Origin of the sequence: Streptomyces sp. Qhu_M48 (assembly GCF_051305195.1) — a bacterium.
In the GTDB taxonomy this organism is placed as follows: Bacteria; Actinomycetota; Actinomycetes; order Streptomycetales; family Streptomycetaceae; genus Streptomyces.
In genome coordinates, this window is record NZ_CP195432.1 from 6019701 (window position 1) to 6038050 (window position 18350).

At 73.0% G+C, this 18350-nt stretch carries 17 protein-coding genes and 1 pseudogene; 5 read left to right on the plus strand and 13 right to left on the minus strand.

The window, feature by feature from the left end; translation table 11 throughout:
• Positions 1–168 precede the first annotated feature (168 nt).
• Complete coding sequence (locus ACRRSS_RS26945) at positions 169–498, plus strand: hypothetical protein (protein WP_435973684.1); 330 nt, start codon at positions 169–171, stop codon at positions 496–498.
• A 69-nt stretch (positions 499–567) separates the two neighbouring features.
• Complete coding sequence (locus ACRRSS_RS26950; protein ID WP_435973685.1) at positions 568–969, plus strand: antitoxin; 402 nt, start codon at positions 568–570, stop codon at positions 967–969.
• A 126-nt stretch (positions 970–1095) separates the two neighbouring features.
• Here ACRRSS_RS26950 and ACRRSS_RS26955 read toward each other — a convergent pair whose 3' ends face one another.
• Positions 1096–1836, minus strand: coding sequence for a class III extradiol dioxygenase subunit B-like domain-containing protein (locus ACRRSS_RS26955; RefSeq protein WP_435973686.1), 741 nt, complete (start codon positions 1834–1836; stop codon positions 1096–1098).
• 367 nt (positions 1837–2203) lie between these two features.
• Positions 2204–3724 carry a tRNA (N6-isopentenyl adenosine(37)-C2)-methylthiotransferase MiaB gene (gene miaB / locus ACRRSS_RS26960; RefSeq protein WP_351902044.1) on the minus strand — a complete coding sequence of 507 codons (1521 nt, stop codon included), beginning with the start codon at positions 3722–3724 and terminating at the stop codon, positions 2204–2206.
• A gap of 273 nt (positions 3725–3997) precedes the next feature.
• Here miaB and ACRRSS_RS26965 point away from each other — a divergent pair, with 273 nt between their 5' ends.
• Together ACRRSS_RS26965 and ACRRSS_RS26970 are read left to right on the plus strand one after the other, a co-directional pair.
• Positions 3998–4675: a DedA family protein gene (locus ACRRSS_RS26965; RefSeq protein ID WP_435973687.1), complete on the plus strand. Its 678-nt coding sequence runs from the start codon at positions 3998–4000 to the stop codon at positions 4673–4675.
• A gap of 8 nt (positions 4676–4683) precedes the next feature.
• Positions 4684–4869: pseudogene (locus ACRRSS_RS26970) on the plus strand (LuxR C-terminal-related transcriptional regulator); the annotation flags it as partial.
• A 142-nt stretch (positions 4870–5011) separates the two neighbouring features.
• On the opposite strand, the gene ACRRSS_RS26975 reads toward ACRRSS_RS26970, so the two are convergent.
• Complete coding sequence (locus tag ACRRSS_RS26975) at positions 5012–6097, minus strand: CaiB/BaiF CoA transferase family protein (RefSeq protein ID WP_435973688.1); 1086 nt, start codon at positions 6095–6097, stop codon at positions 5012–5014.
• Between the two features lie 150 nt (positions 6098–6247).
• On the opposite strand from ACRRSS_RS26975, the gene ACRRSS_RS26980 reads away from it, so the two are divergent.
• On the plus strand, positions 6248–6664 hold the full coding sequence (locus ACRRSS_RS26980) for an organic hydroperoxide resistance protein (protein WP_351902034.1): 417 nt from the start codon (positions 6248–6250) through the stop codon (positions 6662–6664).
• 96 nt (positions 6665–6760) lie between these two features.
• Here the strand turns inward: ACRRSS_RS26980 and hemL are convergent, their stop codons facing one another.
• The 10 genes from hemL to ACRRSS_RS27030 all read right to left on the minus strand — a co-directional run bounded on the left by hemL (position 6761) and on the right by ACRRSS_RS27030 (position 18185).
• Complete coding sequence (gene hemL, locus ACRRSS_RS26985; RefSeq protein ID WP_435973689.1) at positions 6761–8074, minus strand: glutamate-1-semialdehyde 2,1-aminomutase; 1314 nt, start codon at positions 8072–8074, stop codon at positions 6761–6763.
• Positions 8071–10134 carry an acetate--CoA ligase family protein gene (locus ACRRSS_RS26990; RefSeq protein WP_435973690.1) on the minus strand — a complete coding sequence of 688 codons (2064 nt, stop codon included), beginning with the start codon at positions 10132–10134 and terminating at the stop codon, positions 8071–8073. The genes hemL and ACRRSS_RS26990 overlap by 4 nt, the downstream gene beginning before the upstream one ends.
• The gene (gene hemA / locus ACRRSS_RS26995) at positions 10131–11501 is read right to left on the minus strand and encodes a glutamyl-tRNA reductase (protein WP_435973691.1); all 1371 of its coding nucleotides are present in this window, start codon (positions 11499–11501) and stop codon (positions 10131–10133) included. The genes ACRRSS_RS26990 and hemA overlap by 4 nt, the downstream gene beginning before the upstream one ends.
• A 4-nt stretch (positions 11502–11505) precedes the next feature.
• The gene (gene hemB / locus ACRRSS_RS27000; RefSeq protein WP_435973692.1) at positions 11506–12525 is read right to left on the minus strand and encodes a porphobilinogen synthase; all 1020 of its coding nucleotides are present in this window, start codon (positions 12523–12525) and stop codon (positions 11506–11508) included.
• A 346-nt stretch (positions 12526–12871) separates the two neighbouring features.
• Positions 12872–13672 (minus strand): aspartate/glutamate racemase family protein, encoded by an 801-nt coding sequence (locus tag ACRRSS_RS27005; RefSeq protein WP_351902024.1) that lies wholly within the window; start codon positions 13670–13672, stop codon positions 12872–12874.
• Positions 13641–14891: an FAD-dependent oxidoreductase gene (locus ACRRSS_RS27010; protein WP_435973693.1), complete on the minus strand. Its 1251-nt coding sequence runs from the start codon at positions 14889–14891 to the stop codon at positions 13641–13643. Before ACRRSS_RS27010 ends, ACRRSS_RS27005 begins: the two co-directional genes overlap by 32 nt.
• On the minus strand, positions 14888–15499 hold the full coding sequence (locus ACRRSS_RS27015) for an arylmalonate decarboxylase (RefSeq protein WP_435973694.1): 612 nt from the start codon (positions 15497–15499) through the stop codon (positions 14888–14890). The genes ACRRSS_RS27010 and ACRRSS_RS27015 overlap by 4 nt, the downstream gene beginning before the upstream one ends.
• Positions 15500–15936: 437 nt before the next feature.
• Positions 15937–16365 carry a tautomerase family protein gene (locus ACRRSS_RS27020; protein WP_435973695.1) on the minus strand — a complete coding sequence of 143 codons (429 nt, stop codon included), beginning with the start codon at positions 16363–16365 and terminating at the stop codon, positions 15937–15939.
• A 71-nt stretch (positions 16366–16436) separates the two neighbouring features.
• Positions 16437–17066 carry a LuxR C-terminal-related transcriptional regulator gene (locus ACRRSS_RS27025; protein ID WP_435973696.1) on the minus strand — a complete coding sequence of 210 codons (630 nt, stop codon included), beginning with the start codon at positions 17064–17066 and terminating at the stop codon, positions 16437–16439.
• A 189-nt stretch (positions 17067–17255) separates the two neighbouring features.
• Positions 17256–18185, minus strand: coding sequence for a DMT family transporter (locus ACRRSS_RS27030; protein ID WP_435973697.1), 930 nt, complete (start codon positions 18183–18185; stop codon positions 17256–17258).
• Between the last annotated feature and the right edge of the window lie 165 nt (positions 18186–18350).

An 18350-nucleotide genomic window follows, 5' to 3' on the forward strand; every position in this document is an offset into this window, starting at 1 on the left:
TCGCAAACCTCCCGGCCCGTCCCCGAATGAGCTACGTGACGGGCCTCCTCCACCTTCGTTGCCTGTTGCGAGGTTCCGGCCGTCGGTCGCCACGGAATCCCTCCCATCCGCGTAGGCTATGGAGTGAATATGGGTGTTTTTGCAATGTTTCGCCGTAAGAAGAAGGATGTGACCCCGGCTTCCACCGCGGAGACCGCGACCGTCGTCCCCTCGGAGGACGACGCCACCGGGCTCGGGTCGGACGCCCCGGCGGTGACGGTCCCGGCCCCCGCAGAAGCGGCTACGGCCGGGGGCACGGCCGAGGTCACGACGGTGGCGGCGGCGGACGGCGGGAACGAGGCCGCGAGCACGGACGTTGTGCGGGACGAGGACACGGAGGGTGTCGACGCGGACGAGGTGGTGGCCGGAGCGGCCGCCGCGGAGCCCGTGGAGATCCCGAAGCAGCAGTCGGCCGAGGCCGCCGCGGACAACGGGGCGGGCGAAGGCGCCCGTCGCTAGGCCCCCGGGGTCCTGGGGGCAGGACACGGAACTCGGACCCCACGGGGGTCCGCGGAGGGAAGGTGCCCGATGGGTCTCCTGGATTCGCTGAAGGCCAAGCTCGGCCCGGCCAAGGACAAGGTCGCGGACCTCGCGCAGCAGCACGGGGGGAAGATCGACGACGGCCTGGACAAGGCCGCGAAGCTGGTCGACGAGAAGACCAAGGGCAAGTACAGCGACAAGATCCAGTCCGGTACGGGCAAGGCCAAGGAAGCCCTGGACAGGATCGGTCACAAGGACGACGGCACCCCCGGGACCGGTGGGACGCCCGGTGCGGCTGGGACGACCGGGACGGCCGGGACGACCGGGACGACCGGGACGACCGGAGCCAACGGCACTCCAGGGGCTCCTGGCACGCCCGGTGCTCCTGGCACTCCCGGTGCGCCCGGTGCGCCCGGGAGTGGTGGCGCGACGCCGCCGCCCGCCGTCTGACGTACGGCGTCCGGCGTCCGGCGTCTGGCGTCCGGCCTCCGGCGTCACCCCGACAGTCCCCGCGCACGGCGGACGGCCGCGGAGCACCTCGCTCCGCGGCCGTCCGCCGTTTCGTTCGGCGTTCTGTCAGGACCAGGCGGCGACGAAGTACCCCACGCCGTACGGCGCGTCCTCGAACAGCAGCCGGCCGTCGAGACCCGCGCCGTCGGCGGCGCCCGCGAGGACCTGCCAGGGCGCGCGTCCCGCCGCCTTCAGCTCGTACGCGAGCTCCGTGTCCAGCGCGAGCAGCGCGGCCCCGTCGGCCGTGCCCAGCGCACGGGCGGCCGCCGCGTCGAAGCCCTCGGCCCGCTCGTCCAGGTAACCGGGGGCCTTGACGGTCCGGCAGGCGCTGCCGTCACCCATCACCAGGAGTGCGACCCGCTCGGCGGAGGCGGCCAGCTCGCGGCCCAGCCCGGCGCAGACGTCGGGTGTGGCGGTCTCGTCGACGCCCAGCCCCTCGATCGGCGCGTCGGCCCAGCCCGCCCGGCCGAGAAGCCAGGCCCCGACGGCGAGGGAGGTGGGCAGGGAGCGCTCGTCGTCCGCGTCGGCCGGGCGGGCGTCGTGGTCGACCGCCGGGCCTTCGCCGAGCCGTACGGACAGGTCGACACCGAACCCGGCGAAGGAGCCCACCGCGCCCGCCGGATGCGCACCGCGGGCGCCCTCGGGCGCCGGCCCGATGACGTACAGCCGGTCCGGGCGTGCGGCGGCGAGCAGCCCTACGGCGTCCGCGCAGGCCGCCCGAGCGGCGTCCAGCTCGGGGGCGGCGCCGGTCGCGATCGCGGGCACGAGGAGCGGCGGGCAGGGGCAGACGGCTGCGGCGACAAGCATGATCCGCAGCCTACTGCGAGACTCCGGCGGCGCGGCTTCCCCGGCGCCCGGCCGGTCAGCCGGTCGGGTCGGCGCCCGGCCGGTCAGCCGGTCGGGTCGGCGCCTGGTCGGTCAGCCGGTCGGCCGGCCGGCCGGTCGGTCCGCCGTTCTCTCTGCCTGCTGCCTGCTGCCTGCCGGTCTGGCTGTCTGGCTGTCTGCCCGGCTGCCCGGCTGTCAGGTGGTCGGTCTGCCCGACGGCCAGTCGGTCGGCCGCTCCGGGCGCACGGGATCTCGCGGCCTCGCGGGCGTCCGCCCGGGCACACCGCCGCCCCGGCGGATTCCTGCCGGGGCGGTGGCGACGTACTGGGGCGGCGGTGGGCCAGGTGGGTCAGTGGCTTCCGCAGGCCGGGACCTCGGCCGCCGGGAGCGGGGCCGGGACGCCGATCTTCGGGAGGCCGAGGAGGACGCCGGTGGGCTTCGTCGCCGTGCGCTTCTCCCAGGCGTCGCCCGCGCGGGTACGGCGTACCGACGTGACGGCGCCCTCGGCGAGCAGGTGGTGCGGAGCCGCGTAGGTGATCTCGACGGTCACGACGTCGCCGGGGCGGACGTCCTCGTCCGGCTTGGTGAAGTGGACGAGCCGGTTGTCGGGAGCGCGGCCGGAGAGGCGGTCGGTGGCGCCGTCCTTGCGGCCCTCGCCCTCGGCGACCATGACCTCCAGGGTGCGGCCGACCTGCTTCTTGTTCTCCTCCCAGGAGATCTCCTCCTGGAGGGCGACGAGCCGCATGTAGCGCTCCTGCACGACCTCCTTGGGGATCTGGTGGTCCATGTCGGCCGCCGGGGTCCCGGGACGCTTGGAGTACTGGAAGGTGAAGGCGTTCGCGAAGCGGGCCTCGCGGACCGTGTGCATGGTCTGCTCGAAGTCCTCCTCGGTCTCGCCGGGGAAGCCCACGATGATGTCGGTGGAGATGGCCGCGTGCGGGATGGCGGCGCGGACCTTCTCGATGATGCCGAGGAAGCGCTCCTGCCGGTACGAGCGGCGCATCGCCCGGAGGATCGAGTCCGATCCGGACTGGAGCGGCATGTGCAGCTGCGGCATGACGTTCGGCGTCTCGGCCATCGCCGCGATCACGTCGTCGGTGAAGTCGCGGGGGTGCGGGGAGGTGAAGCGGACCCGCTCAAGGCCCTCGATCTGTCCGCAGGCGCGCAGCAGCTTGGAGAAGGCCTCGCGGTCGCCGAGGTCGGAGCCGTACGCGTTGACGTTCTGGCCGAGCAGGGTGATCTCGGAGACGCCCTCGGCGACCAGGGCCTCGATCTCGGCGAGGATGTCGCCGGGCCGGCGGTCCTCCTCCTTGCCGCGCAGGGCCGGGACGATGCAGAAGGTGCAGGTGTTGTTGCAGCCGACGGAGATCGAGACCCAGGCGGCGTACGCGGACTCGCGGCGGGTCGGCAGCGTGGAGGGGAAGGCCTCCAGCGACTCGGCGATCTCGATCTGGGCCTCCTCCTGCACGCGGGCGCGCTCCAGGAGGACGGGCAGCTTGCCGATGTTGTGCGTGCCGAAGACCACGTCGACCCAGGGGGCCCTGCTGACGATGGTCTCGCGGTCCTTCTGCGCGAGACAGCCGCCGACGGCGATCTGCATGCCGGGGCGGGTGGTCTTCATGGGGGCGAGCCGGCCGAGGTTGCCGTACAGCTTGTTGTCGGCGTTCTCACGGACCGCGCAGGTGTTGAAGACGACGACGTCGGCGTCCCCGTCGGAGCCCTTGGGGGCCTTGACGTAACCCGCCTCCTCCAGCAGACCGGAGAGCCGCTCGGAGTCGTGGACGTTCATCTGGCACCCGTAGGTGCGGATCTCATAGGTCTTGGTGCCGTCAACGCTCACTGCGGTGCTCCGGTCGCTGCTGCTCGTCATGCGTCCAGGGTAGGCGGTCCGTGGAGAGCCTCCGCCCGGCCCGGGGAGCCCCGGCGGCCCCGTACCGTGAGAGGGCCGGGGATCCCACCCCGCGGTTCTCCGCAGGGTGGGAGGTGCGGGGGCACCACCGGGACGGACGGCAACCCTCATACCGGCGCCGAGCGGCGCTTCCCACCGTGGTGGGAGCGGAACGGGGCCCGCCCCCGCCCGCCTCCACCGTCCGCCTCCACCGCCCGCCTCCACCGTCCCCGTCCCCGTCCTCCTGGAGTCCTCATGAACCTCACCGCCACGGCGCTCGCCCAGCAGCCCGCGGACGGCGTCGCCGGCTGGGCCGCCGACCTCGTGGACACGCTGGGCGGCCCGGGAGCCGGTCTGGCCATCGCCCTGGAGAACCTCTTTCCGCCGCTGCCCAGCGAGGTGATCCTGCCGCTCACCGGCTTCGCCGCCGGGCAGGGGGTGCTCAGCCTGGCGTCGGCGCTGTTCTGGACGACGCTCGGCTCGGTGGTCGGCGCGGTGGCGCTCTACTGGATCGGGGTCCTCTTCGGCCGGGAGCGGATGCACGCGCTCTGGGGGAGGCTGCCCCTGGTGAAGGCCTCGGACCTGGTCCGTACCGAGGAGTGGTTCGCGAAGCACGGCCCCAAGGCCGTCTTCCTCGGCCGGATGGTGCCGATCTTCCGGAGCCTGGTCTCGGTGCCCGCCGGTGTCGAGCGGATGCCGATGCCCCTGTTCGTCATGCTCACCACGCTCGGCAGCCTCATCTGGAACGGCGTCCTCGTGATGGCCGGCTACTGGCTGGGCGACCGGTGGGACGTCGTCGAGACCTACGTCGGACTCCTGTCGAAGATCGTCCTGGCCCTCGTCGTCGTCGCCGTCGCGGCCTACGTGGCGGTCCGGGTGCGCGGCCGCGGCAGGACCGGCGGCGGCCGGACCGGGCGCCGCCGCGCCTCGTGACCCCCGGGACGGTCCTGGAGGCGCTCGCGGAGGGCCGCACGAACGCGGCGATCGGGCGGAAGCCGAACATCTCGCCGAGCTGGGTGGAGAAGGACCTCAACTCCGTCTTCGACAAGCTGGAGCTGTCCCGCACGACGGGCGCTGTCGGCTACGGCCGGCGGATCCTGGCGGTGCTCCGCTGTCGGGAGGCGTAGCGGAGCCGGGAGGCCGGGCGGATCGGAAGTCGTCGCGGACCCGAAGACCCGGCGGATCAGGGGCCGTCGCCGGTCCCGGCTCGTGACGGATCCGGGCTCCTTCCCGTGGCGGTCGCCCGCCACAGGACGGGTCCGTCGTCCGCTATCCGCGCCACTCGGCGAGGACCTCGTCGGTGTGCTCGCCGGGGAGCGGGGAGCGGCCCGGGGTCTCGGCCGGGGTGCGGTCGAAGCGGGAGGGCGGGGCGGGCTGGAGGGTGTCGTCGATCTCCACGAAGGCGCCCCGGGCGGCGAGTTGGTGGTGTACGGCCGCTTCGGCGGCGGTGAGGACCGGGGCGACGCCGGCGTCCACGGCGTCGAAGACCTTCACCCAGTACTCCCGGTCCGCGGTCGCGAAGCGGGCGGCGATCAGCTCGCGCAGCGCGGGCCAGGCGGCCGGGTCGGCGCGGTCGGGGAGGCCTTCGGCGTCCGCGAGGCCCAGCTGGTCCAGGAGGTTCTGGTAGAGCTTGGGTTCGATGGCGGCGACCGCGAGGTGACGGCCGTCGGCGGTCCGGTAGAGCGAGTAGTGCGGGGCGTCGGTGACGGTGTGGTTGCCGGGGACCTCACGCCACTGGTGGACCAGGGTGGAGATGAGTGCGGCGCCGTCCGCGAGGGCGGTGTCGACGACCTGGCCCCGGCCCGAGCGCTCCCGCTCGTGGAGCGCGGCGAGCAGCCCGTGGACGTGGACGTTGGCGCCGCCGGCGAAGCTGGAGAGGTACGCGGTGGGGGGCGGCTGCGGGTCGCCGGTGGCCGGGTCGGTGTCGAGGGCGCCGGTGAGGGCCAGGACCGCCAGGTCGTGGGCGGCGCGACCGGCCCACTCGCCCTGCTGGCCCCAGCCGCTGACCCGCCCGTACACCAGGCGCGGGTTGCGGGCGAGGGCCGCTTCGGGGCCGATGCCGAGGCGGTCGGCGACGCCGGGACGGAAGCCCTCGACCAGGATGTCCGCGTGCTCGACGAGCGCCAGGGCCTGCTCGACCCCTTCGGGGCTCTTGAGGTCGAGGGCGACCGAACGGCGCCCGCGGGAGAGCGGGTTCTCCGCCGGGCGCGGGGCGTCGGGGCCGGGGGTCGCTCCGGGCGCCCGGTCGACCCGTACGACATCGGCACCGAGACCGGACAGGACGGTGCCGACGAACGCGGTCGGCGCCGATCCCGCGAATTCCAGTACGCGCACTCCGGTCAGCGGTCCTGCCATGGCCAACTCCCTCGTGTCTCCGGTTTCCTGACGCGTTCCACGCTAATCCGGGGGCGGGTGGAAGAAACTGCGGAGATCCGTAGCGCCCGGAATTCGGCGGCGCCCGAGAATGGTCGAATTCCCTGTTCCCCCTTCCGAAAGGCCTGACTCATGGCCGTCGTCTACACCGCCGAGGTCACCTCCACCGGAGACGGGCGCAACGGCGCCGTGCGCTCCTCCGACGGGCTTCTCGACCTTCCGCTGTCGAGCCCCAAGGCCGTGGGTGGTTCCGGCACCGCCACCAACCCCGAGCAGCTCTTCGCCGCCGGCTACGCCGCCTGCTTCCACAGCGCGCTCCGGGTCTCCGCGCGCGAGTCCAGGGTCGCGCTCGCGGACGACACGGTCGTCGCCGAGGTGGCGCTGCACAAGGAGGAGAGCGGATTCCATCTGTCGGTGGTCCTCACCGTCGAACTGCCCGGACTCGACGCCGCCGAGGCCCGTCGGCTCGCCGACGCGGCGCACGGGCGCTGCCCGTACTCGAAGGCGATCCGGGGGAATGTCGAGGTGCGGGTGAATATCGCGGCGTGAGCCGCCCCGTTCCTTTCGGGGGACGAAAGCCGGGAAAGCCCCCGTGGCAGCGGCCACGGGGGCTTTCCCGGCTTTCCTTTGTGTACGGCCCTGGTGTCAGGGCGTCGCCGCCGCGGCGGCCGCGGCCGCCGCCGGCAGCCCCTCGACCACCCGGCTCACCGCCCGGTCGTCGTGCGAGGCGGAGATGAACCAGGCCTCGAAGGGCGACGGCGGCAGGTAGACGCCCTGGCGCAGCAGCTCGTGGAAGAAGGGGGTGTAGCGGTACGACTCGGTGGCGCGGACGCCGTCGAAGTCGACCACGTCGTCCTCGGTGAAGAAGACCGAGAACATGGTCCCGGAGTACTGCAGCCGGTGGGCCACGCCCTCCTTCGTCAGCGCGGCGGAGACCTCGCGGCCGATCGTCTCCGAGACGTGGTCGAGCCGCTCGTACACCTCGGGGGTGCTGTGCCGCAGGGTGGCGAGGCCGGCGGCGGTGGCGACCGGGTTCCCGGAGAGCGTGCCCGCCTGGTAGACGGGTCCGGCCGGGGCGAGGTGGCCCATGACGTCGGCGCGGCCGCCGAAGGCCGCCGCCGGGAAGCCGCCGCCCATGACCTTGCCGAAGGTCAACAGGTCGGGGGCGACGCCGTCCCGGCCGTACCAGCCGGATCGGCTGGCCCGGAAGCCGGTCATCACCTCGTCGGAGATGAACAGGGCTCCGTGCCGGGCGGTGATCTCCTTGAGGCCGGCGTTGAAGCCGGGCAGCGGCGGGACCGCGCCCATGTTGCCGGGGGCGGCCTCCGTGATGACGGCGGCGATCTCGTCGCCGATCTCGGCGAAGACCTTCTCGACGGCGGCCAGGTCGTTGTAGGGCAGGACGATCGTGTCGCTCGCCTGGGCGCCGGTGACTCCGGGGGTGTCGGGGAGGGCGAAGGTGGCGAGGCCCGAGCCGGCGGAGGCGAGGAGCGCGTCCACGTGGCCGTGGTAGCAGCCCGCGAACTTCACGATCTTGCCGCGTCCGGTGAAGCCGCGCGCGAGCCGGATCGCCGACATCGTCGCCTCGGTGCCGGAGCTGACGAGGCGGACCTGCTCGACCGGGGCGACCCGGTCGACGATCTCCTCGGCGAGTTCGACCTCTCCGGTGGACGGCGCCCCGAAGGAGGTGCCGTGCTCCAGGGCCCGGGTGACGGCCTCCACGACGGCCGGGTGCCGGTGGCCCAGGATCATCGGGCCCCAGGAGCAGATCAGGTCGACGTACTCGTTGCCGTCGCTGTCGGTGAGGTACGGGCCCTGCGCCGAGGCGATGAAGCGGGGGGTGCCGCCGACGGCGCCGAAGGCGCGGACCGGGGAGTTGACGCCGCCGGGGGTGACCTTGCGGGCCCGCTCGAAGAGCGCCTTGCTTCGGGTCTCGCCGTGGGTCGCCGTGCCGCTCATCGGCCCGCCTCCTTCGAGGTGTCGAAGCTCAGCGCCGCGTCGAGGACGACGGCGCCCTGGGGCAGGACGCGGACCGGGTTCAGGTCGAGGGCGAAGCCGGCCGGCCAGTCCTGGACGAGCTCGCCGACCTTGTGGAGGAGTTCGGCGGCGGCCGCCACGTCGACGGCGGCCCGGCCCCGGGTGCCGGCGAGTATCCTGGCGCCGCGCAGCCCCGCGAGGAGCTCGGCGCCCTCGCCCGGGGCCAGCGGCAGGAGCCGGTGGCCGACGTCGTCCAGGACCTCGGTGAAGATCCCGCCGAGGCCGGCGGTGAGCACGGGGCCCAGGTCGGTGGTGTGGACGCCGACGATCAGCTCGACGCCTTCGGCTCCCTCGTCGATCAGCTCCTCGACGAGCACCTGACCGCCGAGCGCGGCGAGGCGGGCGTGGGCCTCGGGCGCGGTGTCGGCGGTGACGCCGATCTCGACGCCGCCGGCCTCCGTCTTGTGGAGCAGGCCCGGGACCACGGCCTTGAGGACCGCCGTACCGCCGGCCTCGGTCACGGCGCGGGCCGCGTCCTCGGCGTCGACGGCGATCCGCCCCTTGGGCACGTCGATCCCGGCCTCGGCGAGGAGCCGCTTCAGCTCGGGCTCGGTGGCCCCGGCGCCCGGGCCGGGCACGGTGCCGGGGCGCGGGGCGTCCGGCAGCGTACGGGGGCGGCTGACCTCCCAGAGGGCGGCGGCGGCGCGCAGGGCGCGGGCCGGCGTCGGGTACTCGGGGAGACCGGCCTCACGCAGGTCGCGCGGGGCGTCGGGGGCGAGGAAGTCGGCGCCGGTGCGGGCGACGAGGATGGGCTTGCCGCCCTTCTCGGCGGCCCGGGAGAGGGCGTTGACGGCCTTCTCGACGTCCGGTCCGGCCATGACGCAGAAGGCGGCGACGATGATGTCGACGGTGTCGTCGGCGATCAGGACGTCGAGGGAGCGGTCGAAGAGCGAGGGGTCGCTGAGGACGGTCGCCGTGATGTCGACCGGGTTGTCGATGGCGCCGAAGGCGGGGACGATCTCGGCGAGCGCCTCCTTGCTGCGGGGTTCCAGGGCGCTGAGTTCCAGGCCGTGGGCCTCGACGGCGTCGGCGGCGAGGATGCCGGAGCCGCCGGAGGTGGTGACGACGGCGACGCGGTTGCCGGTGGGGCGCCGCTCTGACTCGAAGACCCGTGCCACGTCGAGGAGTTCGTCGATGTCGTCGACGCGGACGATGCCGAGGCCGCGCAGGGCGGCGTCCAGGACGCGGTCGTCGGTGGCCAGGGCCCCGGTGTGCGAGGCGGCGGCGCGGCCACCGGCCTCCGTACGGCCCGACTTGAGGAGGGCGACGGGCTTGCCGGAGCCGGCGAGTTCGCGGAGGGTCCCGATGTCCGGGGTGTCCTCCAGGTAGCCGAGGAGGCCGGTGACCTCGGGGACGGTGGCGAGTTCGCGGAGGACTTCGAGGGCGGTGACGTCGGCGTCGTTGCCGGTGCTGACCACCCAGCCCGGGCGCAGGCCCCGCTCAAGCGCCAGGCTGGCGGCGCCGAAGCCGAGGGCGCCGCTCTGGCTGACGAAGGCGAGGGTGCCGGGCTCGAAGGGCACGGACTCCGCGCCGAAGAGGGGGCTGAAGGTGGCGAGGACGCGGTTCTCGTACGCGACGGCGCCGATGCAGTTCGGGCCGATGATCCGCAGGCCCCCGGCGCGGGCCCGGGCGACGACCTCCGCCTGGAGGCGGGCGCCCTCCTCGCCGGTCTCGGCGAAGCCGGAGGAGGCGATGACGGCGAGCTTGACGCCGGCGGCCACGCAGTCGTCGACGGCGCCGAGGACCCGCTCGGCGGAGACCATGATCAGCGCCAGGTCGACGGGGCCCGGGGCGTCCTGCACGCTGGGGTACGCGGGGACGCCGAGGATCTCCGGGGAGCGCGGGTTGACCGGCAGGATGCGGCCCTTGAAGCCGTATCGGAGCAGGTAGTCGAGCGGCTTGCGGCCCAGGGCTCCGGGGCGCTCGCTGGCGCCGATGACGGCGATGGATTCGGCTTCCCAGAGGGCCGAGATGTCACTCATGCGATGGCCTCGATCTTTGTCTCGTTCGGGTCGTTCGTGCTGGTGGGGCTGGTGGTGCCGGGCTCGCCCGCCTCGCCCTCGGCGGCGGCGAAGAGGCGGGTGAAGGCGGCGATGTGCCGGGCCCCGTCCGGGTCGGCCGCCAACTCCCGTACGAGCACGGTCGGCTGGTGCAGCGCCTTGTCGACGATGCGCCGTACGCTGCGGTCGATCTCCCGCCGTACCGAGCCGTCGAGGCCCTCCAACCGGCGTGCGAGCCGGCCGAGTTCGGCCTCCGCCGCCTCGGTCGCGGCGGCGCGGAGGGCGGTGAGCACGGGCTTGGCGCCGGCCAGCCGGAGCCCGGTGCGGAACTGCTCGACCTCCGCGTCGATCAGTTCGTGCGCGGCCTGGACGCTGGCCGTCGAGATCTCGTCCTCCTGCCCCTCCTCGGCGATGCGGCGCAGGTCGACGAAGGTGACGCCGGGCAGCTCCGCCGTGCCGGGCGCGATGTTGTGCGGGAGCGACAGGTCGAGCAGGAACAGCTCGCGGCCGTCCCGGGCGGCGAGCGCCTCCTCGACGTCGCGGGCGGAGACCAGGTGGCCGGTGGCGGCGGTCGCGCCGACCACCACGTCCACCTCGGTGAGCAGCCGGGGCAGGTCCGTCAGGTCGTACCCCACTCCCCCGGTGGTCTCGGCGAGGCGCTGGGCCTTCTCCGGGGTCCGGTTGGCGACGTGCACCCGGTCGAGACCGGAGCGGCGCAGCGCCGCGACGACGACTCCGGCGAAGGCGCCGGCACCGATGACCAGGGCGGTCTTGCCGTGCAGGGAGCCGACCTCGCGCTCGAAGAAGCCGAGTCCGGCGGTGGCGAGCGAGCGGCCCGCCTCGTTGAGCCCGGTCTCGTTACGGGCCCGCTTGCCGACCCGCAGGGCGGTCTGCACGGCCTTGCCGAGGACCCCGCCGGTCCGGTCGAGCCGCTGGGACCGTTCGAGGCCCAGCTTGACCTGGCCGAGGATCTGGTCCTCTCCGACGACGACCGATTCGAGTCCGGAGGCCACGGCGAAGAGGTGGCGTACGGCCCGGTCGGCGTGGTGGCTGTAGAGGTGCGGGGCGATCTCCTCGTGGTCGACGCCGGTGTGCTGGGCGAACAGCACGCCGAGGCCGTCGAGTTCGGCGGGGCCGCCGGGGCCGGACGGGCCGCCCCGGGTCTCGGCGTAGATCTCCAGGCGGTTGCAGGTGGAGACGACGACGGCGGCGTCGATGCCGTCGACGGAGGTCACGTCGGAGACGAGGTCCTCGGCGGGCCGCTCGGTCCCGGCGAGTCTCTCCAGGAGGTCGAGCGGGGCGCTGGCATGGCTGATGCCGAGGACCAGCATGGAGGAGGACGGGGTCACCGGGTCACCGGTCCAGCGTCTGGGCGAACTCGGAGGCCCAGTAGGTGATGATCTGCGTGGCGCCCGCGCGGTGGATGGAGGCGAGGCTCTCGCGGACGACCTGGTCGCGGTCGATCCAGCCCTTGGCCGCGGCCGCCTCGACCATCGAGTACTCGCCGGAGACCTGGTAGGCGGCGACGGGCACCTGCACGTGGTCGGCGATGAGCCGGACGATGTCGAGGTAGGCGAGGGCGGGCTTGACCATCACGAGGTCGGCTCCCTCGGCGACGTCCAGCGAGACCTCCAGGAGGGATTCGCGGATGTTGCCGGGGAACTGCTGGTAGCCCTTGCGGTCGCCGCGCAGGGTGGACTCGACGGCGTCGCGGAAGGGGCCGTAGAAATGGGAGGCGTACTTGGCGGAGTAGCCGAGGATGGCCACGGACTGGTGGCCGGCCCGGTCGAGCGCCTCGCGGATGCGGCGGACCTGGCCGTCCATCATGCCGCTGGGGGCGACGATCTGGGCGCCCGCGTCGGCCTGGACGACGGCTGCCTGCGCGTACAGCTCGATGCTGGCGTCGTTGTCGACGTCGCCGTCGGCGTCGAGGACGCCGGTGTGACCGTGGTCGGTGTACTCGTCGAGGTTGATGTCGCCGATGATCACGGTGGAGTCGCCGACCTCGGCGACGACGTCGCGCAGGGCGACCTGGAGGATGCCGTCGGGGTCGACGGCGCCGGTGCCGGTGGGGTCCTTGTGCTCGGGGATGCCGAAGAGGATGAGTCCGCCGACCCCGTTGGCGACCGCCTCGGCGGCGGCCTTGCGGAGGGTGTCGCGGGTGTGCTGGAGGACACCCGGCATGGAGGGGATCTCACGCGCTTCGGTGAGGCCCTCGCGGAGGAAGAGGGGCTGGACGAGGTTGGCGGGGCCGACGCGGGTCTCGGCGGCGAACCGGCGCAGCGCGGGGGTGCGGCGCAGTCGGCGGGGGCGGTAGTAAGGGGCGGCGGGGTCGGTGGCCGCGGTGTTGCGGCCGTAGGCGTCGTACGTCATGAGCGTGACTCCTTCGAGAGCGTGGCGGCGTGCGGGACGCGGAGATGTCCGGGGTGCGCGGCGTGGGGGGCCGCACGGTGCGGGTCCCGGTCCGCGGGGTGCGCGGAGCGGAGACCCGCGGTGCGGGGGTGTGCGGAGGGCGGGTCCTGGAGACTCGCGGTGTGCGTGGTGCGGGGGTCTGCGGCATGCGGGTCCCGGAGACCCGCGGTGTGCGTGGTGCCAGGGTCTGCGGCATATGGGGCCCGGAGACCCGCGGTGTGTGCGGTGCCGGGGTCTGCGGCATGCGGCGGCCGGTACGGGACCGGGTCGGCGGGCAGGGCGGACAGGAGGGTGGACACGGCATCTTCTAGAGCGCCTCGCCGAGGAACACCTGCTCCAGGTGCTTGGCGACGGGCTCTTCGGGGCGGCTGAACCAGTAGCCGTGCCCGCTGCGCTGGAAGAGCTTCAGCTCCCCGAGCTTCACGAGGGTCTCGGCGAGCTTGACGGCGAGTCCGGCGGGGTCGATCACCGGCAGGCCGTGCAGCTCGTGGATGCCGAGGTGCCAGAGGATCTCGTTGGGGATGCCCTCGGCGGGGATGATGACCTCGGCGCCGGCCTTGGCCGCGCGCAGGGCGGCGGCCGAGTACACCTCGACGAACTCGTCGAAGTCCCCCTCCAGGGAGCGGTGCACGGAGTCCCAGCCACCGGGGACGACCTCGTACGAGCTCAGCGAGGACTCCAGGCGGTACTGCCGGATGTTGGCCCGGATGGGCTCTTCGAGGGGCGGCATGAAGCCGAGGACGCCGAAGCGCTGCCCGGTGAGCGCCGAGAGGAAGAAGGCCGTCTCGCCGTAGCCGAGGGTGGGGATCGAGGCGAGGTGGCGGGCGTCGCGCAGGCCGGGGTCCTGCCCGGCGGCGATCACCCAGGCGTCGTACCCCTCCCGCTCCGCGACGAGCGCGGACTCGGAGAAGTGGCGGCTGAAGAGCACCTGGGCGGAGTGGTGGCCCACCAGACCGAAGGGTGTGCGGTCGGGATACGTGTCGGCCGGCAGGGTCTTGATGTCGATGGTGGTGCCCGGTGCGGCGATCGCGTCGAGGTGCTCGCGATACCACTGGTCGAGCAGGGGCAGGCGTCCCTCAACGGTGTGCTTGTGAAACCAGATCCGCATGTGCCTCACCTTTCAGTGGTCGTGGTGCGACGTCGAGAAGTGATGCCGTGAACAGGTAGTCGGTGGCCGAGCGGGGGTCCTCGGCGGTGCGCCTCAGGGAGGCCAGCCGGGCGGGGAGTTCGGCCGCGCTGTCCAGCCCGGCCGTACGGGCCTCGCTGCGCGGGATGACGGCCGTCTCGACGACGGAACGGCGCCGTTCGAGGGCCGCGTCGAGCGGGGCCTCGCCCTGCCCGTCGCCCCGCAGGACGGCGGCGAGGGCCCGGCCGGTCTCCACGGCGTCGTGGATCCCGCAGTTCATGTTCAGACCGCCGGCCGTGGAGGTCAGATGGGCCGCGTCCCCGGCGAAGAGCACCCTGCCCGCCCGGTAGCGGGGCAGCAGGAACCGCGCGAGGCGGTAGGTGTGCGCGTCGGCGATCCGCACGGCCCGCCCGGCGGCGCCCGGCAGGGCCTGCTCGACCCTGGCCCGTACGGCGTCGGGTGCGAGCACCGCGTCCCGGTCCGTCCCCCGGGGGATCCGGAAGATCAGCCGCCAGTGGTCGGGCATGCCGAGCACGCTGAACGAGGCCCGCGGGTCACGGACGTAGGAGAGCGCGGCGAGCCCGGGCACCAGCTCGTCGAGTGGGGTCTCCGTGACCACGCGGAGCGCGTAGTCCGGGTACTCCTGCGCGGTGCCGGGGAGTCCGGCGAGCTCGCGCAGCCGGCTGCGGCTGCCGTCGGCCGCGAGGACGTACGGGTGGCGGGTGGCGGTGACCCGCCCCGCCGCGTCCTCGGTCCGCAGCCGCACCCCGTCGCCGGTGTCCTCCGCCCCGGTGACGGTGGCCCCGAAGCGGATGTCGGCGAGGCCGGTCGCGGCCAGCTCGGCGAGCAGCAGCGGGGTGAGCCGGGCCTGTTCGACATGGAGCCGGTACGGGTGACCGGTGTGCCCGGCGAGCAGGGAGTAGTCGAGCTCGGCGTGGACGACTCCGTCCAGGTCGCGCCAGTGGACGCGGTCGACGGTACGGCCCTGGCGGCGCAGGGCGGCGGCGACGCCGAGTTCGTCGAGGAGGTCGAGGGTGGACGGGTGGAAGGTGGACGCGCGGGACTCGGTGGCGAGCGCGTCCCGGGACTCCAGGAGCGTCACCGGCACACCGGTCCGGGCGAGGACGAGCGCGGCGGTCAGCCCCACGGGCCCGGCGCCGACGACGGCGACCGGTCCGCGGGAGCCGGTATCGCCGCTCACGGCACGGCCACGGCATCACGGCCGGCGACGGCGGCGTGGCCGGGACGACCGCCGCCGGTCCGCTCCGCGAGCCGGCGCAGCAGCGGGTGGGCGTCCGGTCCGTCGGCCGGGAGGCCGAGGGTGTCCCGGGCCCACCAGGCGCTCGCCAGGTTGGAGGTGAGCAGGGTCTGCCCGCCGTCCCGTCCGAGCTCGGCCAGCGCGTCGAAGGTGAACATGCCGGTGCCGGTGAACAACAGGGTCGCGTCCTCTGGGAGTTCGGCCTCCCGTACCTGCGCGACGAGTTCGTCGGTGGTCACGTCGTACGGGGAGAAGCGGGCGCCTGCCCGGACCTTGACCACGCGGTCGACCGCGAGGCCGGCCGACTCCCAGTAGGCGTGGGACAGTTCGGTGAGCCAGGGCTCGTACGGCGAGATCAGGACAAGCCGTTCGGAGCCGACGGCCCGTGCGGTGTCGAGGATCGCGAGGGCCGCGGACCGTACGGGCGCTCCCACGCGCTCGGAGAGCTCCGCGCAGAGCGCGCGGTCGCCGTCCGGGGTCAGCAGGTAGTGCGACCCGGTGCAGGAGACGACGGCCGCGTCGAGGCGCAGCCCGCCGAAGTTCCCCAGCACGTCGGGGAGTACGTCGTTGTACTTCTCCAGTCGACCGCGGAGGTCTTTTCCGGGAAGTACCGGGAACCGTGAGGTGTGGACATTGAATGCGGGGCTGACGAGGCTGCCGATCTCGGGTTCGGCTGCGGCGTTTCCCGAGGGAACCACCACTCCGAGTCGCGGCGCCGAATGCAGAGCCATGAACGAGTCTCTCCCATCCGTCGGTGCCATTGACATCACCGTACGAGCCGAACGCCACTCACATCGATACGGGATTCCGCACCCGTGGCCGGAAGCCGACATACGGACGGCGCCGCACCGTGAATACGGTGCGGCGCCGCGGTGTCCGGGAACGGGAACGGGAACGAGGAACGCGAGAAACAGGACGACCGGAATGTGGAACGACCGGAATGCAAAGTTCCTGGAATACCGAACGCCGGGAATGCGAGTCCCGGAATTCAGTCGGCCTGGCCGGCCCGTGCCGCCTCGGCGACGAATTCGTCGATCCTCGCCCGGCGGGTCAGCCCGCCGTTCACGGCCCAGTTGCCCTCCGGGATCTCGTTCACGACGAGCCAGACGACGGTGCCGGGCCCGGTCGCCTCCTGGACGTACCGGGTCAGCTCGACGGAGAGCGCCTCGTTGCGCTCGGGCGTGAGGAAGCCCTTCAGCGGCGTGACCACGATCAGGACGCCCGGCGGCGTGCCGGCCCCGGTGGTCGCGAGCCCCTTGGCCGCCTCACGGACGTAGACCCAGGTGGCGGAGGTGAAGAAGTCGGTACGGGGCAGCCCCATGGCGGTCAGCACGGCGTCGGCGACCTGCTGCTGCAGGACCTCCGCGGCGGCCTCGGACAGGGCGCCCTCGGGAACGGTTATCTCGACCAGCGGCATGGCGACTCCCCAGCATGTGTGTGTACGGATTCGGGTGCGGGTGTGGTGACGACTACGGGCGTGCGGAAGGATCAGCAGGCCAGCGCGGCTTCGAACCGGTCGATGGCAGCGGCCAGTTGGGCGCGCCGGCGGATGTCGAGCTTGCGGTAGATCCGGGTGATGTGCAGTTCCACGGCCCGGGTCGACACCGTGAAGGACTCGGCGATCTGCTTGTTGGTCAGTCCGTCGAGCATCATCGTGGCGATGCGCCGCTCGTGGGCGGTCAGTTCCTCACGGACGGCGGCCTCCTCGCGGGGGGCCGGAGGGACGGTGGGCGGGACGACCGGGGCGGCCACCGGGCGGATGGCCGGCGGGACGGGCGTCAGGACGCCCCCGCGTATTCGCTCATGGGTCCCGGCACCGCCGGTGGACCGTTCGAGACCGGCGAGCACGACGTGCCCCATGACCGCGTTCCATTCGCGGACGCGCAGTTCGGAGATGACCTGGGCCTGCGCGTACGGGTCGGCGTAGAGAACCCGTAACAGCGTGCGGCGGTCACGGGCCTCGCAGACCAGGAGTTCCCCGGTGCCGTCCCGCCATGGGCCGCCACCGAGCAGGATGCCGCGGGCGGTCATCCTTTTCCAGTAGGCCCGGTGAGCCTCTCCGAAACTCAACCGGTCCGTCTCATTACCACGGAAAACGAGTTCGACCACAAAAGCCACGTACGACTCCCCCAGAAAGGCCGGATGTTTCCACTTGTGACGCTACCACCCACCACCCGCCCCATGAATGAACACAATGTTGCGGGCGGCGGCCCGGAATTTCCTGGGTGCCCTGAGGGAATGACGCGCACCCGGCCGCCGAAAACGGCCGGGTATCGCCTTGTGCTGCCGATTCTCGACGGTGGTCGGCTAATCGGCGGCTGCCCCGGTCGGTACGGGGGCGGCCTCGGGCCTCTGCTCGGGCGCCGGGCGAGGCTTGCGCCGGAGCAGACCGGTGGCCGCGAGGACGGCCGCCGCCCCGATCCACACGGTCCAGCCGAGGGGCTCGTCGAGCACCACGGCGCCGAGGACTACGGCCACGGCGGTCATCAGGTAGGTGACGGTGGAGGCCACGGTGGGCCCGTCCTTGATGATCAGCTCGAAGTTGAGCAGGGCGGCCAAGCCGGTGCAGACCACGCCGAGGACCAGGACCGCGATCACCGAGTCGGTGCGCCAGGTGATGGTCTGGAGCCCCAGGAAGGGGAAGGCGACCAGGAGCAGCACGGTGGCCGCGCTGAGCTGCCCGCCGGCGAGCATCAGGGGCGGGATGCCCCTGCCCACGAGGAACTTGCCCATGTAGGCGAAGCTGGCGCCGAAGCTGATCGAGCCGAGGACGAAGCAGAGGATGCTCCACCCCGTGCCGGCCGAGGCCGAATTCCACGGCGAGGCGATGAGCGCGGTGCCGCCGAGACCGAGCAGGACGCCGCCGGCCTTGAAGCCGGAGACCCGCTTCTCCTGGCCGAGGAGCAGGGCCGCGGCGAGGGTCCAGATCGGGGCGCTGCCGTTGACCACGGCGGCGACGCTGCTCGATCCGGCGATCTCGCCCTCGGCGTACAGGGTCCACGGGACGGCGTTGCCGAGCAGCGCGGCCACGGTCAGATGACCCCAGGTGGCGGCCTCCTTGGGAAGCCTGAGCCCTTTCGCGTATCCGATGGCGAGAATGACGACGGCGCCGAGCGCCAGCCGGATCAGCACCATCTGCACGGGTGAGAAGCCGTACCCGGCGATCTTGATCCAGAGGAAGACGGAGCCCCAGATGAGGCTCAGCGCGGCCAGCCGCGTGTACGTGGCTTTGGACATGGGTGTTTACCGCTCTCCGAAGACAGGGCTCCGCAAGGAGGTGGAGGAAGAGGAGGAGTAAGGGGACGCGGAGCTCTCCGCGGTACGGGAACGAGCCTCGCACCGGCGGTCGGGCCGGTCCAGCAACGGCTGGTGGACGGTACCGTCCACGAGCCGTGGCGAATC

Excerpts from the sequence above, each read along its gene's own strand:
- ACRRSS_RS26950 (WP_435973685.1), top strand. The coding sequence starts at position 568 with ATGGGTCTCCTGGATTCGCTGAAGGCCAAGCTCGGCCCGGCCAAGGAC.
- ACRRSS_RS26955 (WP_435973686.1), bottom strand. The coding sequence starts at position 1,836 with ATGCTTGTCGCCGCAGCCGTCTGCCCCTGCCCGCCGCTCCTCGTGCCC.
- miaB (WP_351902044.1), bottom strand. The coding sequence starts at position 3,724 with ATGACGAGCAGCAGCGACCGGAGCACCGCAGTGAGCGTTGACGGCACC.
- ACRRSS_RS26965 (WP_435973687.1), top strand. The coding sequence starts at position 3,998 with ATGAACCTCACCGCCACGGCGCTCGCCCAGCAGCCCGCGGACGGCGTC.
- ACRRSS_RS26975 (WP_435973688.1), bottom strand. The coding sequence starts at position 6,097 with ATGGCAGGACCGCTGACCGGAGTGCGCGTACTGGAATTCGCGGGATCG.
- ACRRSS_RS26980 (WP_351902034.1), top strand. The coding sequence starts at position 6,248 with ATGGCCGTCGTCTACACCGCCGAGGTCACCTCCACCGGAGACGGGCGC.
- hemL (WP_435973689.1), bottom strand. The coding sequence starts at position 8,074 with ATGAGCGGCACGGCGACCCACGGCGAGACCCGAAGCAAGGCGCTCTTC.
- ACRRSS_RS26990 (WP_435973690.1), bottom strand. The coding sequence starts at position 10,134 with ATGAGTGACATCTCGGCCCTCTGGGAAGCCGAATCCATCGCCGTCATC.
- hemB (WP_435973692.1), bottom strand. The coding sequence starts at position 12,525 with ATGACGTACGACGCCTACGGCCGCAACACCGCGGCCACCGACCCCGCC.
- ACRRSS_RS27005 (WP_351902024.1), bottom strand. The coding sequence starts at position 13,672 with ATGCGGATCTGGTTTCACAAGCACACCGTTGAGGGACGCCTGCCCCTG.
- ACRRSS_RS27020 (WP_435973695.1), bottom strand. The coding sequence starts at position 16,365 with ATGCCGCTGGTCGAGATAACCGTTCCCGAGGGCGCCCTGTCCGAGGCC.
- ACRRSS_RS27030 (WP_435973697.1), bottom strand. The coding sequence starts at position 18,185 with ATGTCCAAAGCCACGTACACGCGGCTGGCCGCGCTGAGCCTCATCTGG.